This window comes from Nocardia sp. IBHARD005 (assembly GCF_052814245.1).
Map to the genome: position 1 here is coordinate 1436857 of NZ_CP199935.1, position 25814 is coordinate 1462670.

27 protein-coding genes, 2 tRNA genes and 1 pseudogene are annotated in these 25814 nt (G+C 66.0%); 12 read left to right on the plus strand and 18 right to left on the minus strand.

What is annotated here, in order from left to right; all coding sequences use genetic code 11:
* Positions 1-146 precede the first annotated feature (146 nt).
* Positions 147-1220, minus strand: a complete 1074-nt coding sequence (locus tag ACTWPB_RS06560; protein ID WP_446224792.1) for an alkene reductase — start codon at positions 1218-1220, stop codon at positions 147-149.
* Positions 1221-1332: 112 nt separating this feature from the next.
* On the opposite strand from ACTWPB_RS06560, the gene ACTWPB_RS06565 reads away from it, so the two are divergent.
* Positions 1333-1761, plus strand: a complete 429-nt coding sequence (locus ACTWPB_RS06565; protein WP_446224793.1) for a MerR family transcriptional regulator — start codon at positions 1333-1335, stop codon at positions 1759-1761.
* 123 nt (positions 1762-1884) lie between these two features.
* On the opposite strand, the gene ACTWPB_RS06570 is transcribed toward ACTWPB_RS06565, so the two are convergent.
* Positions 1885-1957 (minus strand) — tRNA-Lys (locus ACTWPB_RS06570).
* A 316-nt stretch (positions 1958-2273) separates the two neighbouring features.
* Between ACTWPB_RS06570 and ACTWPB_RS06575 the strand changes: the two genes are divergently transcribed.
* On the plus strand, positions 2274-3482 hold the full coding sequence (locus ACTWPB_RS06575; protein WP_446224794.1) for a L,D-transpeptidase: 1209 nt from the start codon (positions 2274-2276) through the stop codon (positions 3480-3482).
* Positions 3483-3552: 70 nt separating this feature from the next.
* Here the strand turns inward: ACTWPB_RS06575 and ACTWPB_RS06580 are convergent, their stop codons facing one another.
* Positions 3553-3897 (minus strand): hypothetical protein, encoded by a 345-nt coding sequence (locus ACTWPB_RS06580; RefSeq protein ID WP_446224795.1) that lies wholly within the window; start codon positions 3895-3897, stop codon positions 3553-3555.
* A 109-nt stretch (positions 3898-4006) separates the two neighbouring features.
* Entirely contained in the window at positions 4007-4177 is a 171-nt protein-coding gene (locus tag ACTWPB_RS06585) for a hypothetical protein (RefSeq protein WP_446224796.1), read from the minus strand.
* A 25-nt stretch (positions 4178-4202) separates the two neighbouring features.
* Here ACTWPB_RS06585 and ACTWPB_RS06590 point away from each other — a divergent pair, with 25 nt between their 5' ends.
* On the plus strand, positions 4203-4754 hold the full coding sequence (locus tag ACTWPB_RS06590; RefSeq protein WP_446224797.1) for a CGNR zinc finger domain-containing protein: 552 nt from the start codon (positions 4203-4205) through the stop codon (positions 4752-4754).
* A gap of 105 nt (positions 4755-4859) precedes the next feature.
* Here ACTWPB_RS06590 and ACTWPB_RS06595 read toward each other — a convergent pair.
* A tRNA-His gene (locus tag ACTWPB_RS06595) sits at positions 4860-4932 on the minus strand.
* Positions 4933-4987: 55 nt separating this feature from the next.
* Entirely contained in the window at positions 4988-5626 is a 639-nt protein-coding gene (gene orn, locus ACTWPB_RS06600; protein WP_101464057.1) for an oligoribonuclease, read from the minus strand.
* Between the two features lie 197 nt (positions 5627-5823).
* Between orn and ACTWPB_RS06605 the strand changes: the two genes are divergently transcribed.
* Positions 5824-7533 carry a helicase HerA-like domain-containing protein gene (locus tag ACTWPB_RS06605; RefSeq protein WP_446224798.1) on the plus strand — a complete coding sequence of 570 codons (1710 nt, stop codon included), beginning with the start codon at positions 5824-5826 and terminating at the stop codon, positions 7531-7533.
* Positions 7534-7550: 17 nt separating this feature from the next.
* Here ACTWPB_RS06605 and ACTWPB_RS06610 read toward each other — a convergent pair whose 3' ends face one another.
* The 3 genes and pseudogenes from ACTWPB_RS06610 to cmrA all read right to left on the minus strand — a co-directional run bounded on the left by ACTWPB_RS06610 (position 7551) and on the right by cmrA (position 9119).
* Positions 7551-7877 carry a hypothetical protein gene (locus tag ACTWPB_RS06610; RefSeq protein ID WP_446224799.1) on the minus strand — a complete coding sequence of 109 codons (327 nt, stop codon included), beginning with the start codon at positions 7875-7877 and terminating at the stop codon, positions 7551-7553.
* Positions 7878-8006: 129 nt separating this feature from the next.
* A pseudogene (locus ACTWPB_RS06615) lies at positions 8007-8225 on the minus strand (diaminopimelate decarboxylase); the annotation flags it as partial.
* Positions 8226-8315: 90 nt separating this feature from the next.
* On the minus strand, positions 8316-9119 hold the full coding sequence (gene cmrA / locus ACTWPB_RS06620) for a mycolate reductase (RefSeq protein ID WP_446224800.1): 804 nt from the start codon (positions 9117-9119) through the stop codon (positions 8316-8318).
* A 205-nt stretch (positions 9120-9324) separates the two neighbouring features.
* Between cmrA and ACTWPB_RS06625 the strand changes: the two genes are divergently transcribed.
* The gene (locus ACTWPB_RS06625; RefSeq protein WP_446224801.1) at positions 9325-10413 is read left to right on the plus strand and encodes a phosphotransferase enzyme family protein; all 1089 of its coding nucleotides are present in this window, start codon (positions 9325-9327) and stop codon (positions 10411-10413) included.
* A gap of 196 nt (positions 10414-10609) precedes the next feature.
* Here the strand turns inward: ACTWPB_RS06625 and ACTWPB_RS06630 are convergent, their stop codons facing one another.
* Both ACTWPB_RS06630 and ACTWPB_RS06635 read right to left on the minus strand, forming a co-directional pair.
* Positions 10610-12640 (minus strand): FAD-dependent oxidoreductase, encoded by a 2031-nt coding sequence (locus tag ACTWPB_RS06630; protein ID WP_446224802.1) that lies wholly within the window; start codon positions 12638-12640, stop codon positions 10610-10612.
* The gene (locus tag ACTWPB_RS06635) at positions 12637-13191 is read right to left on the minus strand and encodes a PadR family transcriptional regulator (protein WP_446224803.1); all 555 of its coding nucleotides are present in this window, start codon (positions 13189-13191) and stop codon (positions 12637-12639) included. Before ACTWPB_RS06635 ends, ACTWPB_RS06630 begins: the two co-directional genes overlap by 4 nt.
* 203 nt (positions 13192-13394) lie before the next feature.
* Here ACTWPB_RS06635 and ACTWPB_RS06640 point away from each other — a divergent pair, with 203 nt between their 5' ends.
* Entirely contained in the window at positions 13395-14720 is a 1326-nt protein-coding gene (locus ACTWPB_RS06640) for an MFS transporter (protein ID WP_446224804.1), read from the plus strand.
* A 178-nt stretch (positions 14721-14898) separates the two neighbouring features.
* Here ACTWPB_RS06640 and ACTWPB_RS06645 read toward each other — a convergent pair whose 3' ends face one another.
* A complete protein-coding gene (locus ACTWPB_RS06645; RefSeq protein WP_446226253.1) occupies positions 14899-15552 on the minus strand; it encodes a TetR family transcriptional regulator in 654 nt (217 codons plus the stop codon).
* Positions 15553-15705: 153 nt separating this feature from the next.
* Between ACTWPB_RS06645 and ACTWPB_RS06650 the strand changes: the two genes are divergently transcribed.
* The 3 genes from ACTWPB_RS06650 to ACTWPB_RS06660 are packed head-to-tail and all read left to right on the plus strand — an operon-like array spanning position 15706 to position 18296.
* Entirely contained in the window at positions 15706-16797 is a 1092-nt protein-coding gene (locus ACTWPB_RS06650; RefSeq protein ID WP_446224805.1) for a ferredoxin reductase, read from the plus strand.
* 33 nt (positions 16798-16830) lie between these two features.
* Positions 16831-17979, plus strand: a complete 1149-nt coding sequence (locus tag ACTWPB_RS06655; RefSeq protein ID WP_446224806.1) for a fatty acid desaturase family protein — start codon at positions 16831-16833, stop codon at positions 17977-17979.
* Positions 17979-18296, plus strand: a complete 318-nt coding sequence (locus ACTWPB_RS06660; RefSeq protein WP_446224807.1) for a hypothetical protein — start codon at positions 17979-17981, stop codon at positions 18294-18296. Before ACTWPB_RS06655 ends, ACTWPB_RS06660 begins: the two co-directional genes overlap by 1 nt.
* 4 nt (positions 18297-18300) lie before the next feature.
* Here the strand turns inward: ACTWPB_RS06660 and ACTWPB_RS06665 are convergent, their stop codons facing one another.
* Positions 18301-18831, minus strand: a complete 531-nt coding sequence (locus ACTWPB_RS06665) for a DUF4254 domain-containing protein (protein ID WP_446224808.1) — start codon at positions 18829-18831, stop codon at positions 18301-18303.
* A gap of 333 nt (positions 18832-19164) precedes the next feature.
* On the opposite strand from ACTWPB_RS06665, the gene ACTWPB_RS06670 reads away from it, so the two are divergent.
* Entirely contained in the window at positions 19165-19485 is a 321-nt protein-coding gene (locus ACTWPB_RS06670) for a hypothetical protein (protein ID WP_446224809.1), read from the plus strand.
* Between the two features lie 2 nt (positions 19486-19487).
* On the opposite strand, the gene ACTWPB_RS06675 is transcribed toward ACTWPB_RS06670, so the two are convergent.
* The 4 genes from ACTWPB_RS06675 to ACTWPB_RS06690 all read right to left on the minus strand — a co-directional run bounded on the left by ACTWPB_RS06675 (position 19488) and on the right by ACTWPB_RS06690 (position 22714).
* The gene (locus ACTWPB_RS06675; RefSeq protein ID WP_446224810.1) at positions 19488-20483 is read right to left on the minus strand and encodes an ABC transporter ATP-binding protein; all 996 of its coding nucleotides are present in this window, start codon (positions 20481-20483) and stop codon (positions 19488-19490) included.
* Complete coding sequence (locus tag ACTWPB_RS06680; protein WP_446224811.1) at positions 20484-21317, minus strand: ABC transporter permease; 834 nt, start codon at positions 21315-21317, stop codon at positions 20484-20486. It lies immediately after the preceding gene.
* A complete protein-coding gene (locus ACTWPB_RS06685; RefSeq protein ID WP_378918275.1) occupies positions 21310-22098 on the minus strand; it encodes an ABC transporter permease in 789 nt (262 codons plus the stop codon). The genes ACTWPB_RS06680 and ACTWPB_RS06685 overlap by 8 nt, the downstream gene beginning before the upstream one ends.
* Positions 22099-22414: 316 nt before the next feature.
* A complete protein-coding gene (locus ACTWPB_RS06690; RefSeq protein WP_446224812.1) occupies positions 22415-22714 on the minus strand; it encodes a hypothetical protein in 300 nt (99 codons plus the stop codon).
* Between the two features lie 321 nt (positions 22715-23035).
* On the opposite strand from ACTWPB_RS06690, the gene ACTWPB_RS06695 reads away from it, so the two are divergent.
* Positions 23036-23602, plus strand: coding sequence for a nucleoside deaminase (locus tag ACTWPB_RS06695; protein WP_446224813.1), 567 nt, complete (start codon positions 23036-23038; stop codon positions 23600-23602).
* 1 nt (position 23603) lies between these two features.
* On the plus strand, positions 23604-24575 hold the full coding sequence (locus tag ACTWPB_RS06700; RefSeq protein WP_446224814.1) for an antibiotic biosynthesis monooxygenase: 972 nt from the start codon (positions 23604-23606) through the stop codon (positions 24573-24575).
* A 403-nt stretch (positions 24576-24978) separates the two neighbouring features.
* Here the strand turns inward: ACTWPB_RS06700 and ACTWPB_RS06705 are convergent, their stop codons facing one another.
* The gene (locus tag ACTWPB_RS06705) at positions 24979-25473 is read right to left on the minus strand and encodes a hypothetical protein (RefSeq protein ID WP_446224815.1); all 495 of its coding nucleotides are present in this window, start codon (positions 25471-25473) and stop codon (positions 24979-24981) included.
* Positions 25474-25814 lie beyond the last annotated feature (341 nt).

The window sequence follows — 25814 nt, forward strand, 5'->3', positions numbered from 1 at the left end:
AGCGCTCGAGCGCGGGATTTCCATGGCGGTTCGATAACGAGACCGTGACCGTTACCTGGCAGGCGGCCCTCAGCAGAAAGACCGCATCCCGGCAGTTGTGACAACTGCCGGGATGCGGTCGGTGGTGCGCCGTCACTCGAACTGGCTCATGCGGCGTACTGATGCGCGGGGTAGGTCAGGTAGCCGTTGTCTCCGCCCTGGTAGTAGGTCGATTCGTCCACCTGGGCCAGTGGCAGGTGGTTGCGCAATCGTTCGACGAGATCCGGATTGGCGAGGAAGGCGCGACCGAAACTGATGAGGTCGGCACCCAGTTCCAGCCAGTGCTCGGCCTCGGCGAGTCCGGTCTGCTTCGGTCCCATCGGCAGCACCGGGTTCATAACGAGAGTGCCCGGCCAGGTCCGCCGCAACTTCCGCAGCACCTCGTGGTCGGTGGTCGCTTCCAGGTGGATATAGGCCGGTTCGAGGCGAGCGAGTTCGGTCAGCAACTCGCTGTACAGCGCGGGGACATCGGTTTCCGCTACACCCCAGAACTCCCCGCCCGGGGACAGACGGATGCCGGTCCTGGCCGCACCGACCGCGTCGACGGTGGCGGCGACCGCCTCGACGGCGAACCGAATGCGGTTGCGGATCGAACCGCCGAAGCGGTCGGTGCGCAGGTTCGCGTTCGAGGACAGGAACTGCGAGATCAGATACCCGTTCGCACCGTGCAGTTCGACGCCGTCGAAACCGGCGTCGATTGCCCGGCACGCCGCCTCGGCGTAGGCCTCGACATGTTCGGGGATCTCGGCGATGTCCAGCGCGCGCGGAACGGGCACGGGCTGTGGTCCGGTGGGGGTGAACACTTCGCCGGTAGCGGGCACGGCGGACGGGCCGACCGGCTGCAGTCCGGTGGTGTCCGGGTGGGAAACCCGTCCGCCGTGCATGAGCTGGGCGAAGATGCGGCCACCGTTGACGTGCACCGCATCGGTCACCTGCCGCCACGCCGCGACCTGTTCGTCGGTGTGCAGTCCGGGGGTGCCCGGATTGGATTGCCCCACCGGGTTCGGGTGCGTTCCCTCGCTCACGATCAAGCCGGCGGTCGCCCGCTGGGCGTAGTAACTGGCCATCGATGGGGTGGCCAGGCCGCCCGCGGCGGCGCGGACCCTGCTCATCGGGGCCATCACCACGCGGTTGGGCAGTACCAGGTCACCGAGCCGAGAGCTTTCGAATAGGGATGCCATGTCGCTTCTCCAAGTAGTCCGACTCGCCGGGTTACCGGCGATAGACCTACGCTAAAAGCTGACACGGATGTGAGAGGCAATGGTCTGTGTCGCAGATCACGAGGAGGAAGCTGTGCGGATCGGGGAATTGTCCACGCACACGGGAGTCAGCGTCCGGTCGCTGCGCTACTACGAGGAACAGGGTCTGCTGACCAGCACTCGAAGTCCCAGCGGCCAACGGCATTACACCCTCGACCACGTCGACCGGGTGCTGCTGCTGCGCCGGCTGTACGCGGCCGGGGTGTCCAGCCGCACGATCTCCCAGCTGCTGCGCTGTGTGGATGCCCCCAGCGAGCAGAATTCGGAGCTCGCCTTCGAGCGGATGGCGCAGGAACGTGACCGGCTGACCGAGCACATCGCCGAACTCACCCGTGCCCGCGACGCCCTCGACGGCCTCATGGATGTCAACCGCGCGCATCACCCGCACGCCCTGTCGCAACCCCGCGCCGATGTGATGATGCGCGCCCGATGCGACGCCACCCGGCTCGCGGAGTCCGGCTGAGCTACCAGTCGAGAGTGGTTGTGGGTGAGCAGGTTTCGATCGAAATTCTTGGTGGCGGCCGGATTCGACGGGTGGAACGAAAGAAGCCCCCGACCGTTTGACCTGGTCAGGGGCTTCCTGTTGTGCGCCATCAGGGACTTGAACCCCGAACCCGCTGATTAAGAGTCAGCTGCTCTGCCAATTGAGCTAATGGCGCGTGTTTTCGTTCTTTGCCCCGTCTCCGGTGCGGAACAAACATTAGCAGGCGGTGGGCCGGAAAGTGAAATCGGGCGCTGACCAGCAACAATGCCGCACACTAGGCGTTGTTAACGTCAACGGCCTTCGCGCGTATCTAACGATTGTGACTTGGTCGTGTCGCGGGGTCTTTCCCGTTGGAACCGGCTGGGCCAGCTGGCAGAATGGGCGAGACGTCGAGTTCGTAACGCCCCCCGTTTACACGGATGGCTCTAGCGATTCGGGTCGGTGGGATCTGCGGCGCACTGTAATCGCGTCGGTACGGAAACGGGGTTGACATGGGTAAGAAGCGGGGGCGACCTCGGTCGCTACGGACGATCGTTCCGGTGGTGCTGCTGGCGGTGTTCGCCCTCGGGGCGTCGGCGTGTTCGGCGGCGGAGGGTGCCGGCGTGGAGGTGGCGATCGATCGCAACCCTCTCGCCGAGCTCATCAAGCCGAAGCTGGTCTCGACGATCAAGGACGGGCAGGTCGGTGTCTCGCCCGGCATGCCGATGGCCTTCCAGGTCGAGGACGGCAAGTTCACCGACGTCAAGCTGACCAATCAGCAGGGCACCACGGTGGCAGGCCAGCTGGCCGCGGACGGCCGCTCCTGGTCGACCGCCGAGGTGCTCGGCTACGGCAAGACCTACCAGCTCACGGCCTCGGCCATCGGGCTCGGTGGCGCGAACTCCTCGACGCTGAGTTTCACCACCAGCTCGCCGAAGAGCCAGACCAAGCCGTACCTGCTGCCCGGCGAGGGTGATGTGGTCGGCATCGGTCAGCCGGTGGCGATCCAGTTCGATGAGAACATCCCCGACCGCCGGGCCGCGCAGGAGGCCATCAAGATCACCACCGAGCCTGCTGTCGAGGGTGCCTTCTACTGGGTGAACAATCGCGAAGTGCGGTGGCGCCCAGAGCATTACTGGGCACCGGGCACCAAGGTGACCGTCGATGTGAACGTCTACGGCAAGGACCTGGGCAAGGGTCTGTTCGGCCAGGACAACCTCCATTCGTTCTTCACCATCGGCGACGCGGTGATCTTCACCGCCGACGACAACACCCACCAGGTGACGGTGGAGAAGAACGGTCAGGTGATCATGACCATGCCGACCTCGATGGGTAAGGACAGCACGCCCACCGACAACGGCATCTACATCGTCAGTGACCGGCACGAGAAGATCGTGATGGATTCCTCGACCTACGGTGTGGCGGTGAACTCGGCCGACGGGTACCGCACGCCGGTCGACTACGCGACGCGAATCTCCTACAGCGGCATCTTCTTCCACTCGGCGCCGTGGTCGGTCGGGCAGCAGGGTTACTCCAACGCGAGTCACGGCTGCCTGAATCTGAGTCCCGCGAACGCGCGCTGGGTGTACGAGAACGCCAAGCGCGGTGACATCACCGTCATCAAGAACACGGTCGGCGGCACCCTGTCCGGTGTCGACGGGCTGGGTGACTGGAATATCGCGTGGCCGGAATGGAAGGCGGGCAACGCCGACGCTCCGTAGTCGCGCAACGCACGAACAACGAACGGGCACCGGAAGTTTCCGGTGCCCGTTCGTGGTGTCTGTGGCTGTCTCAGAGCGGTGTGGGGAGCTGGCTGCAGTCCATCATGGCCTCGCCCGCGACAGCGAGCGCGCTGCCGAAGGCGCCGCACAGGATGCGTCCACCGAACAGCAGGCGGTCGAGGTTGGGCAGACCGGCCGAGCCGGTGCCGGAGGAGCCGGTGGTCTCCAGGCCGGTGGTGGAGCCGCTCTGCGCCGAACCGGATTCGGGCTGATCGCTCGGCAGGCCGAAGTCGCTGAGGGGGGTCTGCGCCGTGAAGTCGGTGAGAGGCAGGCCGGGCGAGGCTGCCGCGGTGCCCGCGACGGGGCCGAGCACGGCGGCGGCCGCGAGGATGGCGACAACGGTGGAACGCTTCATCAAGGGGTCTTTCCGGTCGAGCGCTGACGCTATGGCGAGATCTGCCCCACATCTGGGCAGCGGTCCAAAGTGTAGCGGTCAAACGTGATGTTCGTCATGGTGGTGCGAGTTATCCGGTGGCGGCGAGGCCGGGTTCGTCGCGGTGGATCTCGGACGCGACGCTCAGGTGGTCGACGAGCACTCTGCGGGCGCCGCAATGGCAGCGCTGATAGGCCACGAGACCTTCGCTGGTCCGGTGGCGCGACTCGATCTGCCAGGTGTGTGCGGGGTGGCTGGTCATGATTCGAGTCTGATGTAATGGCATTGTGCATTACAACCATTACGGACGGGAGCCGGTGCAGCTCGGCGTCGGCCTGCTCAACGATCCGTGTTCGAGTGCCGCGGAGTTGGCGCGGCGCTGTGCGGCGGCGGGCTTGGTACTGGCCGCGCCGGTGTCCGACGGGGATCTTGCGTCGGTGACGGCCTTTCTGGAGCGCTGGCGGGGCGTGGTGGAATGCGCGGACCGTACCGAGCGCGCGGCGCGGCTCAACGTGTTGCTGGGCGAATACGCGTCGGCACCCCGCTTGACCGACCATGTCGGCGACGGCTGGCATCTGCATTTCCGTGACCCCGGGGTGGCAACGGACCGTCAGATCGCCGCACTGATCACTGTCGGCACCGCGTTGCACTTGACCGGGGTGGGGATGGACCGCCTCGGTGCCTGCGCGGCAGCGGGGTGCTCGCAGGTGTACGCCGACACCTCGCGCAACGGCAGACAACGCTTCTGCAGCCCGACCTGCGCGAACCGGTCGGCCGTCCGAAGGCATCGAGCGAGCCGCGCGGTCGCCGACGGAGGTCCGGCCGAGGTCGGCCGCTAGCCGCGGTTGGTGGTCAGCCCTGGACGGGGAAGTTGGCGCGCAAGACGTTTCGCGGGTGCGGAGAGCAGAGAAGGCCCGGTCCTGGGGACCGGGCCTTCTCTTCGGGGTGACCGACGGGACTCGAACCCGCGACATCCAGGATCACAACCTGGTGCTCTACCAACTGAACTACGGTCACCATCACCGGTGAATCACCGGCGCCGTCGATACTAGCGTGACTTTGGTGTCAGGCCCTAATCCGCTGGTAGAGGGCTTGAACCGGTGACATCCACGGCCTCGGTGGCGGCCTGCGCGGCGGCGGCGATCTCCGTGGTGGTCGGTCCGGGCAGCGGCACGAACGCGGTGCGACGGTAGTACTCGAGTTCGCGGATGGATTCCTTGATGTCGGCCAGCGCGCGGTGGGCAAGGCCCTTCTCCGGCTGACCGAAGTAGATGCGCGGGTACCAGCGGCGGCACAGTTCCTTGATCGAGCTCACGTCGACCATCCGGTAGTGCAGGTGCGCGTCGAGTTCGGGCATGTCGCGGGCGATGAAGCCGCGATCGGTGCCGATGGAGTTGCCGCACAGCGGCACCGTGCGCGCGGTGGGCGCGTACTCGCGGATGTAGTCGAGTACCTGCTGCTGGGCCTGCTCGAGGGTGACGGTGGAACGCCGAACCTCTTCGGTCAGACCGGATTTCGCGTGCATGGTGGCGACGACCGGTGGCATGCAGGCCAGGGCGGCGTCGTCGGCGTGGATGACGATGTCGACACCGTCACCGAGAATGTTGAGGTCGCTGTCGGTTACGAGCGCGGCGATCTCGATCAGCTTGTCGCTGTCGAGACGGAGCCCCGTCATTTCGCAATCCATCCAGACCAGGAGTTTGTCTGACACGGGAGTCACCCTAACGGTGGGGCCGCGAACCCGGTCGGCAGGTGTGTCGCGTGGGCGAGGCGGGCAGGGTTTGCCGACGACATCCCCGGATGTTTGCCGCCCAGGTGACGTGCCCGGATACAGTTTGCCTGGAGTTGACCGCAGACGTTTCGAGCATTTCTTGCGTACGTGCCAGTGAGCAGACGGAGGACGCGCGAATGACCACCCCACAGGAGAAGGCGGCAGCGGCACGCAAGGCGGCCGAAGACGCGGCCAGGGTCGCCGCAGAGGCAATGGCGGCCGCGGAGGCCGCCGAGCAGGCGGCCGCGGCGGCGAGCACGGAACCGGCGGCCGCGGGCAGCGAATCCGATTCCGCGAGCACAGCATCCGCCGCGAAGCCGGCGGCCTCCGGCGCGGCCGCGGAGATCGCCGAGGGCTACGCCTTCAGCGGACCTGCGTTGGAACTCGGCACGGTGATGGTCGACGGTGTGACCGATCCCGGTGCGCGCGTGCGTATTCCGCTGCCGATGATGAACCGGCACGGACTCGTCGCCGGTGCGACCGGTACCGGCAAGACCAAGACCCTGCAGGGCATCGCCGAACACCTTTCCCGCGCAGGCGTTCCCGTGGTGATGGCCGACGTCAAGGGCGACCTGTCGGGCCTGAGCGAGCAGGGGGCAGACAACGAGAAGATCAGGGCGCGCGCGGTGGAGACCGGCGCGACCGACTGGGCGCCGAGTTCGTTCCCCACCGAGTTCGTCTCGCTCGGCACCGGCGGTATCGGGGTGCCGATCCGGGCGACGATCACCTCGTTCGGTCCGATCCTGCTCAGCAAGGTGCTCGGTCTCAACGACACCCAGGAATCGACGCTCGGCCTGATCTTCCACTGGGCCGATCAGCGCGGCCTCGCCCTGCTGGATCTGAAGGACCTGCGCGCGGTTATCACCCACCTGACCAGCCCCGAAGGCAAGCAAGACCTCAAGGGCATCGGTGGCGTGTCCTCGCAGACAGCGGGGGTGATCCTGCGGTCACTGGTGAATCTGGAAGCCGAGGGCGGCGATACCTTCTTCGGCGAACCCGAACTCGACCCGGCCGATCTGCTCCGCACGGCAGGCGGGCAGGGTGTGATCACCCTGTTCGAGCTCGGTCAGCAGGCGGCGCGGCCCGCACTGTTCTCGACGTTCTTGATGTGGGTGCTGGCCGATCTGTTCCAGACGTTGCCCGAGGTGGGTGACGTCGACAAGCCCAAGCTCGTGTTCATCTTCGACGAGGCGCATCTGCTGTTCGCCGAGGCGTCCAAGGCGTTTCTGCAGCAGGTCGAGCAGACGGTGAAGCTGATCCGGTCCAAGGGCGTCGGCGTGTTCTTCTGCACCCAGCTGCCCACCGACATCCCCAACCCGGTGCTCTCCCAGCTCGGCGCCCGGGTCCAGCACGCCTTGCGCGCCTTCACCCCCGACGATCAGAAGGCGCTGTCCAAGACGGTGCGCACGTACCCGAAGTCGTCGGTGTACGACCTGGAAGAGGCGCTCACCTCGCTCGGTACCGGCGAGGCGATCGTCACCGTGCTCTCCGAAACCGGCGCACCCACACCGGTCGCCTGGACCAAGATCGCGCCACCGCGCTCGCTGATGGACACCATCGGCGACGAGGCGATCAAGTCCAAGGCGCTGTCGAGTGCGCTGCAGGGCAAATACGGGCAGAGCATCGACCGGGAATCGGCCTACGAGATGCTGCTGGCCAGGGTGGCCGCCGCCGAGCCGGCGCCCGAAGCCACGCAGGCGCCTGGCCGATCGCAGGCGCAGCGGGAAGAGGACTCGGCGGCCGAGCGGATGATGAGGAATCCGGCGGTGAAGAGCTTCCTGCGATCAGCGGCGAGTGCCGCCGGCCGCGAGATCAGTCGCAGCATCTTCGGCACCCGGCGGCGCTAGCGGGAGGTCGGTTCGCGTCAGCTGCTACCGAACCAGCCCCAGGGGAACCAGTTCTGCCCGCCGCGGCCGCGGTCGCAGCGGTTCCAGTCACGGTCGTTCCATTGGTTGCGGCCGTACCAGTCGTTGTCACATCGATACCCGCGGTCGCGGTCGCAGTAGTTGTAGTCCCGGTAGTTCCAGTCGTCGCACCGTGGGCGGCTGGTCTGTACCTGGTCTGGGGCGGCTGCGGGCAGGGCGGTCGCGGGCGCCGCCACTGTCACCGGAAAGGTGACCGCCATACCGGCCACCGCCAAGCTCATGAGCAGTCGGCGCAGGCCGACCTCGCGTGTTCTGTTGGTCTTCATGGCTACCTCTTCCGGTGCGCTCGTCACTGGACAACGCACCGTCGTCGAGTTGGTTGATTTTCCCCGACCCATCTGATACTAGGCGCGTGACGGGTGCCGCCACCAGACCGGTGGCGCCGGTAGCCCGGCTTATTCCAGAATTTCGCGCATCAGCAGTTCGGCGGTTGTCTCGCGGCGCAACAGCTGGGTGGCGCGGCCGTCGGCGACGGCGACGATCGGCGGCCTGCCGACGGTGTCGTAGGTCGAGGCCAGCCCGTGGTGGTAGGCGCCGGTGCACGGCACGGCTCGCCCGGCCGCAGATCGGTGGGCAGGCGCACCGTCGGTGGCGAGGAGCTGCCCGGATTCGGTGGTCTCGGTGACGGCCAGCACCCGATACAGGGTGACATCCGGGGAGTCGTTCCTGACGGGTTGCTGACATGCCAACCCGTCAGGCGGCGCTCAGCTGCCGAGCTTCTTGTAGAACGCGCCCGCGACCGGGGCGGTCAACGCGCGGGGGCCGTAGTTCCCGGCAACGCTCATGCCCTTGCTGATAAGGCCGGGGACGATGCGCATCTTGTTGCGGGCCAGTGCGTCGATGGAGACCTTGGCGGTGTATTCGGAGGACACCCAGAGGAAATCCGGGACCATCTTGTCGACGATCGACTGGTCCTCGGGGGCCGGGGTTTCGGTGCGGACCGGGCCGGGGGCCAGCAGGGTGACATTCACGCCGCTGTCCTTGAGCTCGCCGCGCAGCGACTCCGAGAAGGTGTTCGCGAACGCCTTCGACGCCGCATAGGTCGCGTTGTTCGGGATCGGCATATTGCCCGCGGCCGAACCGCTGATCAGGATTCCGCCCGCTTTGCGCTCGATCATGCCGGGCAGCACGGCCAGGGTCAGGTCGTGCACGGCGGTGGCGTTGAGCTCCATCTGCATGCGCTCATAGGCGAAGTCGAGCTCGGCGACCGGGCCGAAGGTCGCGATGCCGGCGTTGTTGCAGAGAACAGCGATATCGCGGACCGCGAGCTCGTCGACGAGGCTGGCCCGCTGGGTGCGATCGGCCAGGTCGACCGCACGGACCTCGGCGGTGATGCCATGGGCCAGGGTCAGCCGCTGGGCCAGCTCGGTGAGGATCTCACCGCGGCGTGCGACCAGGATCAGCGAATAGCCGCGCCCGGCCAGTTCGGCGGCCAGCGCGGTGCCGATGCCGGAGGATGCGCCGGTGACGACGGCACGATTGTCTGCAGTGGGGGAGGGCAAGCTCACGAGGGGAGCTTAGGGGATCGGCTCAGGCCATGCCCGCGTCGACGGGGTGGCGGGGCGCTGCGTCGGTGAATCGCCGGAAACCGACAGCCCGGCAATAGCATGAGTGAGGCAATGACAACTGACTCGACGCAGCCTCGCACCGGGCAACAAGTGCCGCTGAACCTGCCGCCGCGGGTCGATCGGCGAATCCTGGCCGGGTGGTGCTGTGGCTGACGAGCAGGTGTTCGGGATGGGTGACGCACCGCTGACCGAACCGACATGGCCCGCGCTGACCGAGGACGAGATCGCTCGCGCTGTTGCCGCGACGTGGAGTGGGTCGGCGCCCTCCTCGATCGAATGGCGTGGTGCGCGACCGCTGTCGTCGACGGTGGGTGTGCGGTCCGACGATGGCGAGCGGCTCGTCGTGAAGCGAATGCCCCTGCGATTGCGCGATGGCGTGGCGCTGGCCGAGGAGCACCGGTTCATGGTGCATCTGCGCGAGCGCGGGATTCCGGTGCCCGAAGTGCGAGCCACCGTGGGCGACGGTGCACCGGACGGGTTCATCTACGAGGTCCATCGTGTCGGTTCCGGACACGACCGCTACCGCGCCGACTTCTCCTGGACGCCCTATCGCGACATCGGCGACGCGCGAGCGGCAGGCGCGATGCTGGCCCGATTGCACCGCGCCGCAGCAGATTTCGATGCACCGGCCCGCCCGGCCCGCCCATTGCTCGCGACCATGCACAGCGACGTGGTCACCGCCTTCGAATGGCATATCGCCCACCGCCCCTCGGTCGCCCGGCTTCTCGGTGAAAGGGACTGGCGCGCTGAGGTTCCCGAGCTGACGGCCGACCTCACCGGCGTCGCACCGCAGTGGACGCACGGGGACTGGCACGGGACCAACCTGCTGTGGAAAGACCACGCGGTGACCTCGGTGATCGATTTCGGGCTGGCCGACCGCACGACCGCTGTCTTCGACCTCGCCACCGCCGTCGAACGCACGGCGATCGACTGGGTTTCGCTGCGTGACGGCGGTCCCGCGAATATTCGCGAGGACCAGATCACCGCACTGATCCAGGGGTATCGATCCGTGCGACCACCCTCGACCGCCGAGCAGAACCTGCTTCCCGACCTGCTCCCACTGGTCCACATCGGCTACGAACTCTCCGAAATCGACTATTTCCTCACTATCGCCAACGACCAACGCAACGCCGAAATCGCCTATCAGGACTGGCTTCTCGGCCACCTACGCTGGTACGAAACCGCCGACGGCCGCGACCTGTGCGACCTGCTCCGCGACGTGTCCGCCACCTGACCGCACCCCTGCCTGTTCGCTCCAGGTGGGCGCTTGTCCCGCACAGCCGTGCGCAGTCGAGCGCGGACCACCGGCATGCCCGATGAGCTCAGTCGGAACCCGTAAAGAACACCGCCCCGCGCGCCGGATGCGAGTTCGGCGGGCGGGGCGGTGTGACGGTCGTCCGTCGCGTCGGACGACCGGGTCCCGGGTGGGGCTACAGGCGCGCGGCCAGGCGGGTGCCCTGGTCGATCGCGCGCTTGGCGTCGAGCTCGGCGGCCAGGTCGGCGCCGCCGATGAGGTGCAGGTCGACGCCCGCGACGCGCAGGGGTTCTTCGAGTTCGCGCACGGATTCCTGTCCGGCACAGACGATCACATTGTCGACCTCGATCACCCGCGGGTTCTCGTGCTTCTCACCGAAGCTGATGTGCAGCCCGGCGTCGTCGATGCGGTCGTAGTTCACGCCGCCGACCTGCTCGACACCCTTGGCCTTGAGGGCCGCGCGGTGCACCCAGCCGGAGGTCTTGCCGAGGTCCTTGCCGAACGGGGTCGACTTGCGTTGCAGCAGCACGACATCGCGGGCGGCGGGGGAGGGCTTGGGCTTGCGGAGTTGGCCGGGCACCTGCTCGTTCTCGGAATCGACGCCCCATTCCTCTTTCCACTCGTCGAGCTTGAGCGTGGGATGTCCTTCGACAGTGAGGTATTCGCTCACGTCGTAACCGATACCGCCCGCGCCGATCACCGCGACCTTCTTGCCGACCGGCTTCTCCTGCTTCACCAGTTCGGCGTAGGACAGCACCATCGGGTGGTCGATACCGGGGATGTTGGGGATGCGCGGGCGCACACCGGTCGCCAGGATCACCGAGTCGTACTTGCCCGCGATCAATTCCTCAGCGCTGACCCGCTTTTCGAGGTGCAGGGTGACGCCGGTGAGGTCGATCTTGCGGCGGAAGTAGCGGATCGACTCGTCGAACTCCTCCTTGCCGGGAATGCGGCGGGCGATGTCGAACTGGCCGCCGATCTTGTCGTCGGACTCGAACAGGTCGACGTGATGGCCACGCTCGGCCAGGCTCACTGCGGCCGACAGACCGGCCGGACCCGCACCGACGACGGCAACCCGCTTGGCACGGCGAGTCGGCAGCAGGTTGAGGGTGGTTTCGCTGCCCGCCCGCGGGTTGACCAGGCACGACACCTTCTTGTTGCCGAAGGCGTGGTCGAGGCAGGCCTGGTTGCAGGCGATGCAGGTATTGATCTCGTCGGCGCGGTCGCCCATGGCCTTGTTGGCCCATTCGGGGTCGGCGAGCAGCGGGCGGGCCAGCGAGATCAGCGCCGCGTCGCCGCGAGTCAGGATCTCCTCGGCTATCTCGGGCATGTTGATGCGGTTCGACGCGCAGACCGGGATGTTCACCTTGCGCGCGATCTTCGCGGTGAACTCCACGAACGCCGCCCGCGGCACCGAGGTGACGATGGTGGGCACCCGTGCCTCGTGCCAGCCGATATCGGTATTGAGGATATCGACGCCGACGGCCTCCAATTCCTGTGCCAGGGCGACGATCTCGTCGAAGGTCTGCCCCTTCTCCACCAGTTCGGCCATCGACAACCGGAACACGATGATGAAATCGGGGCCCACTTCGGCACGGATGCGCCGGGCGATCTCGACGGGGAGCCGACGCCGGTTCTCCGGTGTGCCACCCCACTTGTCGGTGCGCTTGTTCACCCGCGGGGCGAGGAACTGGTTGAGGAAATAGCCCTCGCCGCCCATGATCTCGCAGCCGTCGTACCCGGCGAACTCGGCCAGGCCCGCGCAGCGCGCGTAATCTTCGATGGTGCGCTCGACGCCCTTCGACGACAGCGCCCGCGGCTTGAACGGGTTGATCGCCGACTTGATCGCCGACGCCGAAACACTGGTCGGCATATAGGAATAGCGCCCTGCGTGCAGGATCTGGATGGCGATCTTGCCGCCCTCGGCGTGCACCGCCTTGGTGATCGTGCGATGCCGGTACGCCTCGGTCTTGGTGGTGAGCTTGCCGCCGAGCGGGGCCAGCCAACCGGTGCGGTTGGGGGCGTAGCCGCCGGTGATGATCAGGCCGACACCGCCGCGGGCACGTTCGGCGAAGTAGGTGGCCAGCTTGTTGGTGTCCCAGGCGCGGTCTTCCAGACCGGTGTGCATGGAGCCCATGACCACGCGGTTGCGCAGAGTGGTGTGGCCGAGGTCGAGTGGCTCGAACAGACGGGGATAAGCGGTCATGGGCGGTCTTCACCTTTTCGCGGTCGCAGGGCCTGCAGTACTTCGTCGCACCATTCGAGGTAGCCGGACTCCGCGCGGATGCCCGCGCGAAGCACCAGATACTGGTGCAGGGCGGTGCCGGAGAGCTGGTCCGGCGCCGGGAAGAATTTCTTTTCGCTGAGGCGGTACTCGTCGAGGCGCTGGGCGTGCTGCGCGCGATGGCGCGCCACCTCGGCGCAGATGGCATCGATGTCGCCGTACGCGGCGGCGCGGATCTTCACGCCCAGTTCGTCGCGGGCGGGGGTGGCGTCGGTGGGCTCGGCGAGCCAGCGGGCGATCTCGGTCCGACCGGCCGGAGCTACCGAGTACACCTTCTTATCGGGCTTGCCCTGCTGGTTCACCGATTCCACGGTGACCCAGCCAGAGGTCTCCATCCGCTTGAGCACCCGGTATATCTGCTGGTGGGTGGCACTCCAGAAGTAGCCGATCGACTTGTCGAATCGGCGTGCGAGCTCATAACCCGACCCGGCCCGCTCGGTGAGCGAGACCAGTAGCGCGTGCTCCAGTGCCATGGCACGAGGATAGCCAGAACGCCGGGTACTATGCAACCAGGTTCATATGAATTTGTGGCGCGGATGTCCATAGACAGCGTGGGCCATTGGACGGTGCGCGCGTTATGGGCGGCGGGGGTGGTTGATCGCCGCTACTCTTCGGCGGAAACACGGGTGCGCGTTATGGGCGGCAGGAGTGTTTGATCGCCGTTACTCTTCGGCCTATGACCGAGGTGAACGCGGCCGAAACCGTTGGCGAGGCGGCCGGGCGCGGGCAGGTGCTGGCGTGGGGGCTGTGGGACTGGGGGTCGTCGGCGTTCCAGGCCGTGACGCTGACCTTCGTGTTCTCGGTGTATCTCACCGACAAGGTGGGCGACGATCTGCCGGGCTCGACGCCGGCGAGTGCGTGGCTGGGTTGGGCGCTGGCGGGGGCAGGGCTGGTCGTCGCGCTGACGGCGCCGGTCTGCGGGCAGTACTTCGACGCGGTCGGCTCACGGAAACGGGCATTGGCAACCTTGACGGCGCTGACGGTCGGCGCGATGTCGCTGATGTTCTTCGTCCGCGACGACTACCACGATCTCTGGCTCGGCCTGGCGCTGCTCGCGTTCGCCTCGGCCACCTTCGAGCTCGCCGGCGTGCCCTACAACGCGATGATGCGGCAGGTGTCGACCCCGGCCACGGTCGGCCGGGTCTCCGGATTCGGTTGGGCGATGGGCTATTTCGGTGGCATCGTGCTGCTGCTGATCTGCTACGCGGGATTCCTCGCCGGTGACGGTGACACCCGCGGTCTGCTCGGGATGCCCACCGATCAGGGCCTCAATGTCCGGCTCGTCATCGTGCTCGCGGCGCTGTGGTTCACCGTGTTCGCGCTGCCGGTGCTGTTCGCGGTGCCGGAGATGCCACGCACCGGTGCCGACCCCGGCGCGGCGAAGGTCGGCTTCCTCGGTTCCTACCGGGTGTTGTGGCGCGATGTGCGGGTGCTGTGGGGTCAGGATCGGCACACGGTCTATTTCCTGCTGGCCAGCGCGGTGTTCCGGGACGGTCTGGCGGGGGTGTTCACCTTCGGCGGCGTGCTCGCGGTGACGGTGTACGGGTTCGCCGACGCCGATGTGCTGCTGTTCGGGATCGCCGCGAATGTCGTGGCGGGGGCAGCCGCGGTGGTGGCCGGACGGTTCGACGACCGGATCGGGCCCAAGCGGGTGATCGTGGTGTCGCTGGCCGGGATGCTCGCCTGTGGTGTTGCGCTGCTGTTGGTGTCGGGCTCGGCGATGTTCTGGATCTTCGGGCTGGCGCTCACCGTGTTCGTCGGTCCCGCACAGGCCTCGGCGCGATCGTTCCTGGCGCGGCTCGCACCGCCGGGACGGGAGGGTCAGCTCTTCGGGCTCTACACCACTACTGGGCGGGCGGTGTCGTTCCTCGCACCCGCCCTGTTCGGCCTGTTCGTGTGGGTCTTCGGCAGTGATCGCGCCGGAATCGCCGGGCTGCTGGTCGTCCTGGCCGTGGGTCTGCTGGTACTACTCCCGGTGCGTTCGCCCTCGCGCACAGCGTGAATTCGCGTGATGAGGTGTCACTGAAGAGTGCGCGTTCGTTGATCGTGAACACTTGTACTCTGGATTTCTGTCGCCGACTGATCTCGGAAGTACATGGGTAACTCACCGGGTACGGGCTAACCGAGCCGAAACCATGGTCTGGCCGCCCACGGCAACTCTCCCCGCGCCCAGGTCTGGCTCAAAGTCGCGGAGAGGCGGGCGGCGCCCAGCCCGCGATACCCAAAGCGATCAGCCGCATCTGCATCACGGTGCGTTCCACGATCGCCGATTCCTCACGGGGAGTGGACGCGACGAACGCGGCAATACCGTCGGTAACGGTGGTGACGAGCAGATCCGCGGCGATCTCCAGCTCGGTGGTGCTCCATGAATCCAGTGCACGCAGGCGGGACAGATCGGCGACGATCTCGCGCACGATCAGCTGCATCTCCATCGCGATCGCCTGACGCAGCGGGGCAGGCCCACCGTGACGCTCGCGAATGAGGAAACCGAACAGTGCGCGTCTGAGGCGCACCTGCTCGAAGACGAAGCGGACCGTATCGGCCAGATGGGCGTCCGGCTTGCGCCTGACCTCGCGCAACGCCAAGCGCAGTGCGGTGACGCCCTCGTCGACGATCGTCGCGCCGAGGTCGTCGAGCGAGGCGAAGTGGCGGTAGAAGGCGGTTGGCACGATGCCGGCCGAACGGGCGATCTCACGCAGGCTCAACGCCGCGAATCCGCGCTCCGAGGCCAAGGTCAGGGTGCCGTCGAGGAGGGCCGCGCGGGTATGCGCTTTGCGCTCGTTGCGGGTTCCCGCCTGCTCAGTCACATCGGTGAGCATACATCCGTTCACCATAGCGGCCTTCGTCATTATGTTGTCCGCCTCACATTATTGCCGGTTGACAGCGGCCCGGGGTCATCGGGCACACTGGTGAGTGTACAGACGTGCACTGAAATTCGGGGCGAACGTCGACGACTTCTCCGTACCGCGCAAAAGGGGCAACACGACATGGTGGGACTGATCGATCTGGTGCAGACGTTGACCACGCCGCACCCGCTGGACCGGTACCTGGAGCTCGTCCGCCCTGGGCTCACCGCGCGGGAGCTGCGCGCCGAGGTCACCCACGTCTCGCACGCGGTGCCCGGCTCGGTGACGCTCACCCTGCGCGCCTCACGTCAGTGGCGCGGCCACGCCGCCGGTCAGTACGTGCAGATCGGTGTCTCGATCAACGGTGTGCGCCACACCCGCTGCTACTCGCCGATCGACCCGGAGAGCCGAGGCGACCGGTTCCTGCAGCTCACCGTCAAGGCTCACCCGGGCGGGCTGGTGTCGAACTACCTGCACGCCAACGCCAAGCCCGGCATGGTCGTCGACCTGGCGCCCGCCTCCGGTGTGTTCCACCTACCCGAGCAGCGGCCCGGCAAGGTACTGCTGGTCAGCGGCGGCAGCGGCATCACGCCGGTACTGTCGATGCTGCGGACCCTCGACGCCGAGGGTTACACCGGGCAGGTCACTTTCCTGCACTACGCCCGTCAGCCCGAGATGGTGCCGCATCGGGCCGAACTGTCCTCGATCGCGCAGCGCCGCGCCAACTTCCGCGTCGAATACCGCTACCCGGTCGAGCCGGGCACCGTGATCGACGGTGAAACCTCTACCGGCAGTGGATTCTTCGACTACGACGAGCTCGAGCGGGTCGCGCCCTGGTTCGCCGACGCGCAGACCTTCGTCTGCGGGCCGCCGCCGCTGATGCGGGCCGTGCAGACGATCTTCGCGGCTGAGGGCCTCGAAGATCGGGTGCTCAGCGAGGAATTCACGCTCACCACGATCCCGGCCGATCCGTCCGAGGCCACCGGCACCATCACCTTCTCCGACAGCGACGTCGCCGCCGACAACACCGGAGCATCGCTGCTAGAACAGGCCGAAGCCGCGGGCCTGACGCCGCTGCACGGCTGCCGGATGGGGATCTGCTTCACCTGCACCGCGACCAAGCTTTCCGGCTGCACTCGCGACCTCCGTACCGGTGAGCTCAACGCCGATCCCGACAAGCAGATCCAGATCTGCATCAACGCTCCTGTCGGCGACGTCGACATCGCCCTCTAGATCACACCGACCACTGCAAGGGGAGATACAGCCATGACGATCCTCACCGAAGGCAAAGACGGCCCGGTCATCCTGAGTCCGGAGCAGGTCGAAGAGCTGGGCGCCGCGCTCGACGCGATCCGCGCCCGCGTCGTCGACGACCTCGGCGAACGCGACCGTGACTACATCTACAACATCATCAAGACCCAGCGTGGCTTCGAGATCGCCGGCCGCGGTCTGATGTACCTGGGCTTCCTGCCGCCGTTCTGGCTGGCCGGTGTCGCCGCGCTCGGGGTGTCGAAGATCCTCGACAACATGGAGATCGGCCACAACGTCATGCACGGCCAGTACGACTGGATGCGTGAGCGCGGCATCAACTCCCGCGAATTCGACTGGGACACGGTCTGCCCGGCCGACCAGTGGAAGCACTCGCACAACTACATGCACCACACCTACACCAACATCGTCGACATGGACCGCGACATCGGTTACGGCATCCTGCGGATCGACCCCGCGCAGAAGTGGAACCCCTACTACCTGGGCAACCCGATCTACGCCTTCCTGCTGATGACGTTCTTCGAGTGGGGCGTGATGCTCCACGACCTCGAGATCGAGAACATCGTCAAGGGCAAGCGCAAGTGGTCCGACCTCAAGCCGTTGCTCAAGGGGCAGGGTAAGAAGGCGGGCAAGCAGGTCCTCAAGGACTACGTGATGTTCCCGGCGCTGACCGGTCCGCTGTTCCTGCACACCCTGGCAGGCAACGTCGCGGCCAACCTGGTGCGCAACGTGTGGACCTACTCGATCATCTTCTGCGGTCACTTCCCGTCGGGTGTACAGACGTTCTCCAAGGACGAGACCGAGGTCGAGACGCGCGGTGAGTGGTACGTGCGTCAGATGCTCGGCTCGGCCAACATCAAGGGCTCGCGACTGTTCCACATCATGTCGGGCAACCTGTCCCACCAGATCGAGCACCACCTGTTCCCCGATATCCCGGCGAACCGGTACCCGGAGATCGCGCCCGAGGTGAAGGCGCTGGCCGAGAAGTACGGCCTGCCCTACAACACCGGTCGTTTCTCCAAGCAGATCGGTTCGGTCTGGGCCAAGATCTTCCTGCTCTCGGTGCCCGATCGTTTCGTGAAGAGGGCGACCGGGCCCGGTGTTATCGTTATGCGTAATCGGAAGGCAACCGAAGTGGGCGTGTAATGGTCGGCAAATTCGAAAGCAATAAAGATCTGGTCCAGGAACTGACGTTCTCCGGTGCCCAGCGGGTCGGCAAGATCGCCACCCTGATCACCGGAACCGTCGCCGAGGTTGCCCGGGAGATCGGTGAGTTCGTCACCGATGCGATCGAGATGAGAGAAGCCGCGGCTGCTGCTCGTCGCGATGCGGCGCAGGACCGGGCCGAGGCCGAGTTCGCGAAGGAGCGGGTCGTCGAGACCGAGACGGTCGACCTCGACGCTGCGGCCGATGACGATCTCGGTGCGGCGCGCGTGTTCGCCGAGCCGGGCGACAAGGCCTGAAGGTTCACCACACCGGCAACCGCCTGCGGTGTTCGGTGACATCGGTGATCAGATCCCGGTAGCCGTCGGTCAATTCGGCAAGACGACACCACTGCAGATGGGTGCGAGCCTCCCGCTGCCGTGGTGTCGTCGTCGTTGGTGCCGGTCCGGCCATGGCCTGCTGGGCGGCAATCCATTTCGCGGCCATCCGGTCGATCACCGCGCCGAGGGTCTCGGTGTGCAGCGAGGCGCCGTCGCGGTGTGCGACGTGGGTAGCGACCCAGTCGTCGATGCGGGCGATCAGCGTGTTGCGGTCGTTGTCGATGTCGTCGACGAGGCGCCCGCACGCCGCGCCTGTGCTGCTCGACGCGGCGGGGTCGCGTGCTTGCTCGAGGACTCTGCGCCGACGGTCGTGGCAGCTCGCGAGCCCGCTGGCGGCGTCGAGCACCCGGTGTCGCGTCGGGTCGGAGTGGTCGGTTTCCAGAAAAGCCCGCAACAGTGCCGAGGGAGTCGGCAGTTGTGCGGCATCCAGACGATGGCCGTGATCGATCGGCATGGTGGCTGCCCCTGATAACGCATGCGTGCATGGATACGCCAGAGCCGAGGAGGAGGTTTGGGCGTGCACTCCCCGGCACCGGCGTAGCCCCGCCCGGACGTCGACAAATGTCCGCGACGCTGCGGGTGGAGAAGACGGCCCGGGGAAAATCGGGACCCTTTCAGGAAAGCGCGATCCGGCCGCGGCGCGCAATAGTATGGTGTGCAAACCCAGCGGTCGGCGGAAATTGTTATCCACCATTACGGCCAGGTCTCCCCGTGAGCACTCCCCGGTCACCGCGGTGGCACATTTCTGGCAATCATTTCGGCGCCGAATGCACTAACCTCGACAATTGTGCCCGCCTACGTGTCCTCCCCAGAGCTGACCTTCGGGTTCCTGTTCGCACTGGAATCGCCAGAGCGCATCGCCGATGTCGTGCGCGGACTCATGGAACGTCGCGCGGTGTCGGTGTTCCGGCTCGCGCGCCTGTCCGATGACGACGGCCCACCCGAGCGCTACGTCGTGAACTGGGCCGCCATCCCGCAGATATCGATCACCACCGGAGCTCCCGACGACGAGGAACTGCGCGCGCAGCGGATCATGCTGGTCAACGCCTTCCTCGGGGAGGGCGGCGAGGTGAGCATGTACGCGGGAGCCCCGGACGGGTCGAGCTGAATTCAGCGGGTCGACTCGTAGATCCGGCGGACCACGTCCTCGATATCGGGTTCCTCGATCGACAGATCGCGCACCTGCGCCCGGTCCGACACCGCCGCGAGTAACGCCGCCGCGGTGGTCTTCTCGGCGTCGAAGGCCAGGCGCTGGCGCATGCCGCCCGCCTCGCTGGACAGCAATTGCGCTCCGCACGGCAGATCGTCGAGATCCGGGGTGGGAGCGGCCAGGTCGACCACCAGCACCCGGCGCGCGCCGACGGTGGCGCCGAGCCCGGTCAGTGAACCGTCGTACACCAGCCGGCCGTAATCGACGACGAGCACCCGATCGCAGAGCCGTTCGATATCGCCCATATCGTGGGTGGTGAGCAGCAGAGTGGTGCCCCGCTCGATGCGTTCGGCGCGCAGGAACTCACGTAATCGCTGCTTCGACAGCACGTCGAGGCCGATCGTCGGCTCGTCCAGGATCACCAGCTCGGGCGAATGCAACAGTGCGGCCGCAACTTCCGCGCGCATACGCTGACCGAGCGAGAGCTGGCGCACCGGGGTGTCGAGGGTGTCGGCCATTTCCAGCTGCTCCACCAGTTCGTGCGTCCGCTTGTCGGCGATATCGGGGTCGAGGCGATGGATCGCCGCCAGGATCGAAAACGATTCGTGCAGCGGCAGATCCCACCACAGTTGCGAACGCTGCCCGAACACGACGCCGATGCGCGAGGCGAGTTCCTTTCGCTGGCGCACCGGCTCCAGGCCGCAGGTGCGCACAGTGCCGGTGGTCGGTACCAGGATGCCGGTGAGCATCTTGATGGTCGTCGACTTGCCCGCGCCGTTGGCACCGATATAGCCGACCGCAGCGCCGCGTTCGACCCGGAAACTCATCCGGTCGACGGCGGTGATGGTGTCGCGATGTCGGCGCCAGCGGCTGCCGTTCTTGCGGTAGACGGTGAATTGCCGGGTGAGGTCATCGATGTCGATGATCGGTTCGGAGTTCTCGTGCTCGTCCAACATCTATCCCCCTCCTCCCTGATAGTGCCTCGTACCGATCCGCCATGCCGCCGATGCGAGCAGCCACACCCACGCCGCCGCGAGTGGTGTGAGCCACGCCGACCACGCGGGCAGCAGAGCTGGCCCCGGCAGTCCGAGTAGTGCGATGGTCGGCACGTACGCCGTGAACGCGACGGGAATCGCGAACCCGAACAACAGTTTCAGCGGTGTCGGGAACACCGAGGCCGGCTGCATCGCGGCGAACGAACCGCCGTAGGTGAAGCTGTTGGTGAGCTCGGCACCGTCGATCAGGAAGAACTGTAGTCCGGCCGCGCATACGAAAAGGCCACAGAACAGCGCGATTCCACTGATCAGGGTGATCACGATCAAGGTAACTCCGGCGATGCCCCAGTCGATATCGTTGCGCCACAGCCCGATCCCTAGCACGATCACCGCGACCGCGGCCCGCGCGAGTCGGCGTAACGAGATGTCACTGGTCACCAGCTGCGACAGCAACGGCTGTGGGCGAAGGTGATAGGCGTCGAGGGTGCCCATGCGGATCATCGACGGCAGCGAATCCAGATGTCCGACCGCGACCTGGGCCAGCGCGAACGAGGTGTTGGACAACCCGAACAGCAGCAGCGCCGCGTCGACATCGAGACCGCCGAGTGTGCCGACATTGTGGAAGATCACCCACACCTCGCCGAACTCGACCAGGCCGATCAGGAAGGCGCTGAACACCTCGGTGGCGAACGAAAGCCGGTACACCTGCTGTGCTTTCACACGCGAACGCAATACTGCGAGATAGGGAGTGAACCAGGTCCCGGCCAGGATGCGCGCGGAATCCGGTTCAGCCACCCTGTACCTCCAGCCTGCGTTGTCCCGCTCGCAGCAACACCCTGCCGAGCAGTCCGATCACCAGCACCCAGAAGCCTTGTACCGCAACGATGATCAGGGCGTCCGACCCAGCGGCCCGCCCTGACAGCGTATCGATCGGGGCCTGCAGGATGGAGGGAAACGGCGTAGACATGGCGACGACACGCAGCCAGTCGGGGAACATGTGCACCGGGACGAAGAGACCGGCCAGAAAAGTTCCGACGATCTGATACAGCACCCGAATGCCGCGGATCTCGACCACCCAGAACCCGATCAGCGCCACCGCGAACAGACACAGAAACGACAACGCCACCGCGAGCAGCACACTGATCAGACCGAGCAGATAGGACACCGGTGAGCTCGGCATCGACAAGCCGAAGGTGGCGGCGCCGATGGCGATGCTCGGTACTCCGCGCGGCAGGATCGTGCAGGCGGCGCGACCCATATCGGTAGCCAGGTAGCCGAGTTGCACGTCGATCGGGCGCAGGAAATCGATCGCCACGTCACCGGACTTGATCCGGTCGACGAGGTCGATCTGCGGTCCCATGAACTGGGTGGCGCCCAGCAGTGCCTGCGACAACCACACATAGGCGCCGATGGTTCCCTCGTCATACCCGCCGAAATCACCGGCGGAACGCACCGCCGCGACCATCACGGCCGCGCGAACGAACCCGAACACACAGTTGGTGAACAGCCCGGCGAACATCGCCAGCTTGTATTGCGCCTGCCGCTTGAATCCCGCCCGCGCCAGCGTCCAGTACACCCGGATAGCCCCAGGCTTGCGACGACGCCGCACCGCGAAAGCAAGCCCTCCATCCCCCGCCACATCGCCCCGCACAATCAGTCAACTCTAGGCCGATCGCCACGAATCAGGACGAGAACGGCTCGGATCGCTGATGCTCGCCGCACGCGGGGCTATCGGGCCATGCTCAGTCCTTGGGGAAGCCCGTCGCGAACAAGATCGCGATGGCGACCGAGCTGACCACGGAGATGGCAAGGATGATCCACATGGGGCGAAAGATTACCCGGCTCCGTCCACCATCCCGGCATCGCACCGCTGTGACCGACATCAGCGCAGGTCACAGGGTATGTGCGACGGTGCGGGCAACCCGCTCTTGGTTGACCACCGTGATCGTGGCCTCGTCGGCATCGACCGCCGGGTCGGCGGGATTCGCGTCGGACGTCACCGTGATCCGCGACTTGTCGATGCCCTCACCCTCGAGCGCGGCCGCGATGGTGTCACCGAGGGCTCGGCGGGGTTCGGCCGTGACGACATTCGAATCCTCGGCGCAGGTTGTGATCTGGATCTCGGTGTCGTTGCCCTGCAACGGAACCGCTACCGCTTCGAGGGTCGCGACGGCACCCCGCGCCGCGGTCATCAGCCCCACCACCGCGATCGATGCGATTCCACAGATGTTCTGAGTTTCATCGGATTCTCCTGGTCTGTGAATGATGCTCAGATTCACAGGCCGGCAGTGGGCGCGGCTCATCCGGCAAGGGTGAGTCATCGGAATGTCGCGGCCACTCCGCACGCTATTCCGCACGGGTCGGGCCGGAGGTAGATTCAATGGGCGGCGGAGGCCGAATTGCGCGTGTGGTCGTGGCCGCGACGGCATCGAAAAGCTGTCAGGTGCGGCACAGGGAGAACACTCCGTGTGTCCATGAAGCACGTCCGACCCACACTGCGAGGTGTATTTCCGATGACACCGGATCAACTCATGGAAGAGGCATGCAGACTGGCGAAAGAGTCTGTCGACAACGATTGGGGCGGACCGTTCGGCGCGGTCATCGCGAAGGACGGGGTGATCGTCGCGCGGGGACAGAATCGGGTGCTACTCACCGGTGACGCCACCGCGCACGCCGAGATAGAGACCATCCGCAAGGCGACCCAGGTCCTCAACGGTGCGGCTCCGAGCATTTCCAAAGAGCACCAGAACGAGGCAACGCTCGAATTGGTCCCGCGACCAGAGGGTTCTGCCGACAAGGTGCCGGAACGCGCGAAAATGTTGATGGGGATGGAAATATTCATCAGCGGCGCTCCCTGTCCCATGTGTATGAGCGCAATCTATTGGGCGCGACTGGATGCCGTGCATTTCGCGAGCGATCTGGCGGACACCAGCGAAATCGGCTTCGACGACGCGTATCAATACGAGGACTTCACAAGACCGCTGCCCGAGCGGTCCGTGAGAATCGAACAGTTCCGCAGGGATCTTGGCGCCGAAGCGTACAAGACCTGGGCCGAAAAACCCGATAAGCACCCGTACTGACATGTCGGCTTCGAAAGCTGTGCCGCCGAGACCCGCCCCGGCGACGGTGGTCATCACTCAACAGCCTCTAGTCGGCCGCGAGGTCGAGTTCCGGCGGTGGCAGGCGCAGGTGAACGACGCTGCGGCGACGTTCCCGGGGTTCCTCGGCGCCGAGGTGACACCACCGGGTGACGCTCGATCCGACTGGTCGGTCGTTTATCGGTTCGACGACATCGTCGACCTGAAGCGCTGGCTCGCCAGCGAGACGCGAGACGAACTCCTCGCGAGCGGCACCGGGCTCTTCGAGCGGCCTGCGACGCAGCATGTTCTGGTCGATGAGCCGGACGACGAGGTAGTGACCGTCGTCGTTTCGCACCCCGTTGCGGCCGAACGTGAGACGGAATTCATCGCCTGGCAGGACCGCATGACCGAGGCCGAGCGGACATTTCGGGGCTTTCGTGGGTCCGGGCTGCATCGGCCGATTCCCGGTGTTCAGAACGACTGGACGATCATCTATTCCTTCGCCTCGGCCGAGCATCTCGACCGCTGGCTCGAATCGCCCCAGCGCAAGGCGCTGCTCGCCGAAGCGCCGGACTTCAGGGACTTCGAGGTTCACCGAATCGCCAACCCCTACGGGTCGTGGTTTCCGCCGAGCGAAACCGGCGTGGAAGGTGGTCCCGCGTCGTGGAAGACGGCACTGTCGGTCCTGGTAGGGCTGTATCCGACGGTGGTGATTCTCACCGTGGCCATCGCCGAGATCTGGCCGGGCGCGCAGCTGTGGATCAGTTTGCTGGTCGGGAACATCCTGTCGGTCAGCCTGCTGACCTGGGTGGTGATGCCGGTCGTCACCCGTGCGCTGGGATTCTGGATGCGACCGGGCCCACGCCGCGATCCCCGCACCGACGTGGTCGGACTCGCCTGGTCGGTGGGTTTTCTGACGTTCGCCGCGATGTTCTTCTACCTGGTGACGAGAGTGTTCTGGACACTTCCGTGACGTCGTCCCAGCTGATGCGAGAGTTCCTGGCCGGTAGCTCGCTGTGCTCGGAAACCGTGGCGGCCCTGACCTATGTTCATGCAGGTCAGGGCCGCTTTGCGCCCCCGGCAGGGCACGCAAAACATGGGCAACCGGAAAGCGCCTGGTCATCGCGGGTTCGTATCGGATCTGACGATGGTGGTCAGTCTGTCGGACTAGGGGCCTATTCCCATCCTTGATGCGCCTACGGCAGGATTCGAACCCGCTTTGGGGCGGGATCGGCTCTTTGCCGGGCGTGCCCTAACCCTGCCGCATGGCGCTGTTCTGCCTGATCAGTGCCCTGTGGCGTCGACCAGAACCGACTCGTCACGTCACGTCATGTCATGTACCGGACCGTCTGCTCATGCTCGGCGCACAGGGCCGGTCAGGAGCCCAAACTCTTGCGGCGCACGCGCATGTAGGTTCCTGACGTGGTACTCCCGCCCCAACCGCCAGTTGTAGCGATGTCCCATCCTTGCTGGGCGCGCATCTGCTTGGCGAACGCGTCGAGGTCATTGAGCGCACATCCGCAGTCCAGATAGACCCGGACAGTGATGTAGTTGCCCATTGGCTTCTTCTCGCTCGGGTCCAGCGTCCAGCGGACGGCATGCTCGTGGTCAGCGAGCCCCGTGCGTTGTTGGTCGTGAAAGGTTCCATGTGCGCGGGCATACTCGGCTAGGTCGTCGATGACGAACAGGTCGCTTCGCCAGGAGCCCGGCCATACGGCGAATAGCCGGGACTCTCCGCCGCGAGCCCGCTCGTAAGTGCCGGCATCAACGCCGTGGGACACCACTCCGTCCTTGGCTACTTCGATATAGCACAGCGTCTTCGCGGTATATGGGAAGTCCCGGCCGACGGCAGCTGCGCTGCGGGGTTCCATTCTGCTCTCCTTCGGGCTGGCGGTGTCACGCACGGTGGCGGTGAAGGACCAGCGGCCTCGAGGCGATCCTGACATGAGACGGCGCTTGACGGGGCGCAAGTTGTCGGGGCGTGGGCGTGCTTACCTGCTGTGATGCGACCGAAACCTGCTCGCACCCTGCCTCGATCGAACCCCGGTGGCAGCGGTTACATGGACCTTATCCAGCTGAAGAACTGAGTCACCAAGGCAGGGAGGTCAGCCCGCCCTGGCACTAGGACTCGCCGGCATTCTCGCCATGCCGTGCTTCTCAGCTTGGGCGATGTTGGAACACGTGGGAGGGAACGAGAGTCTCCGATCTGGGA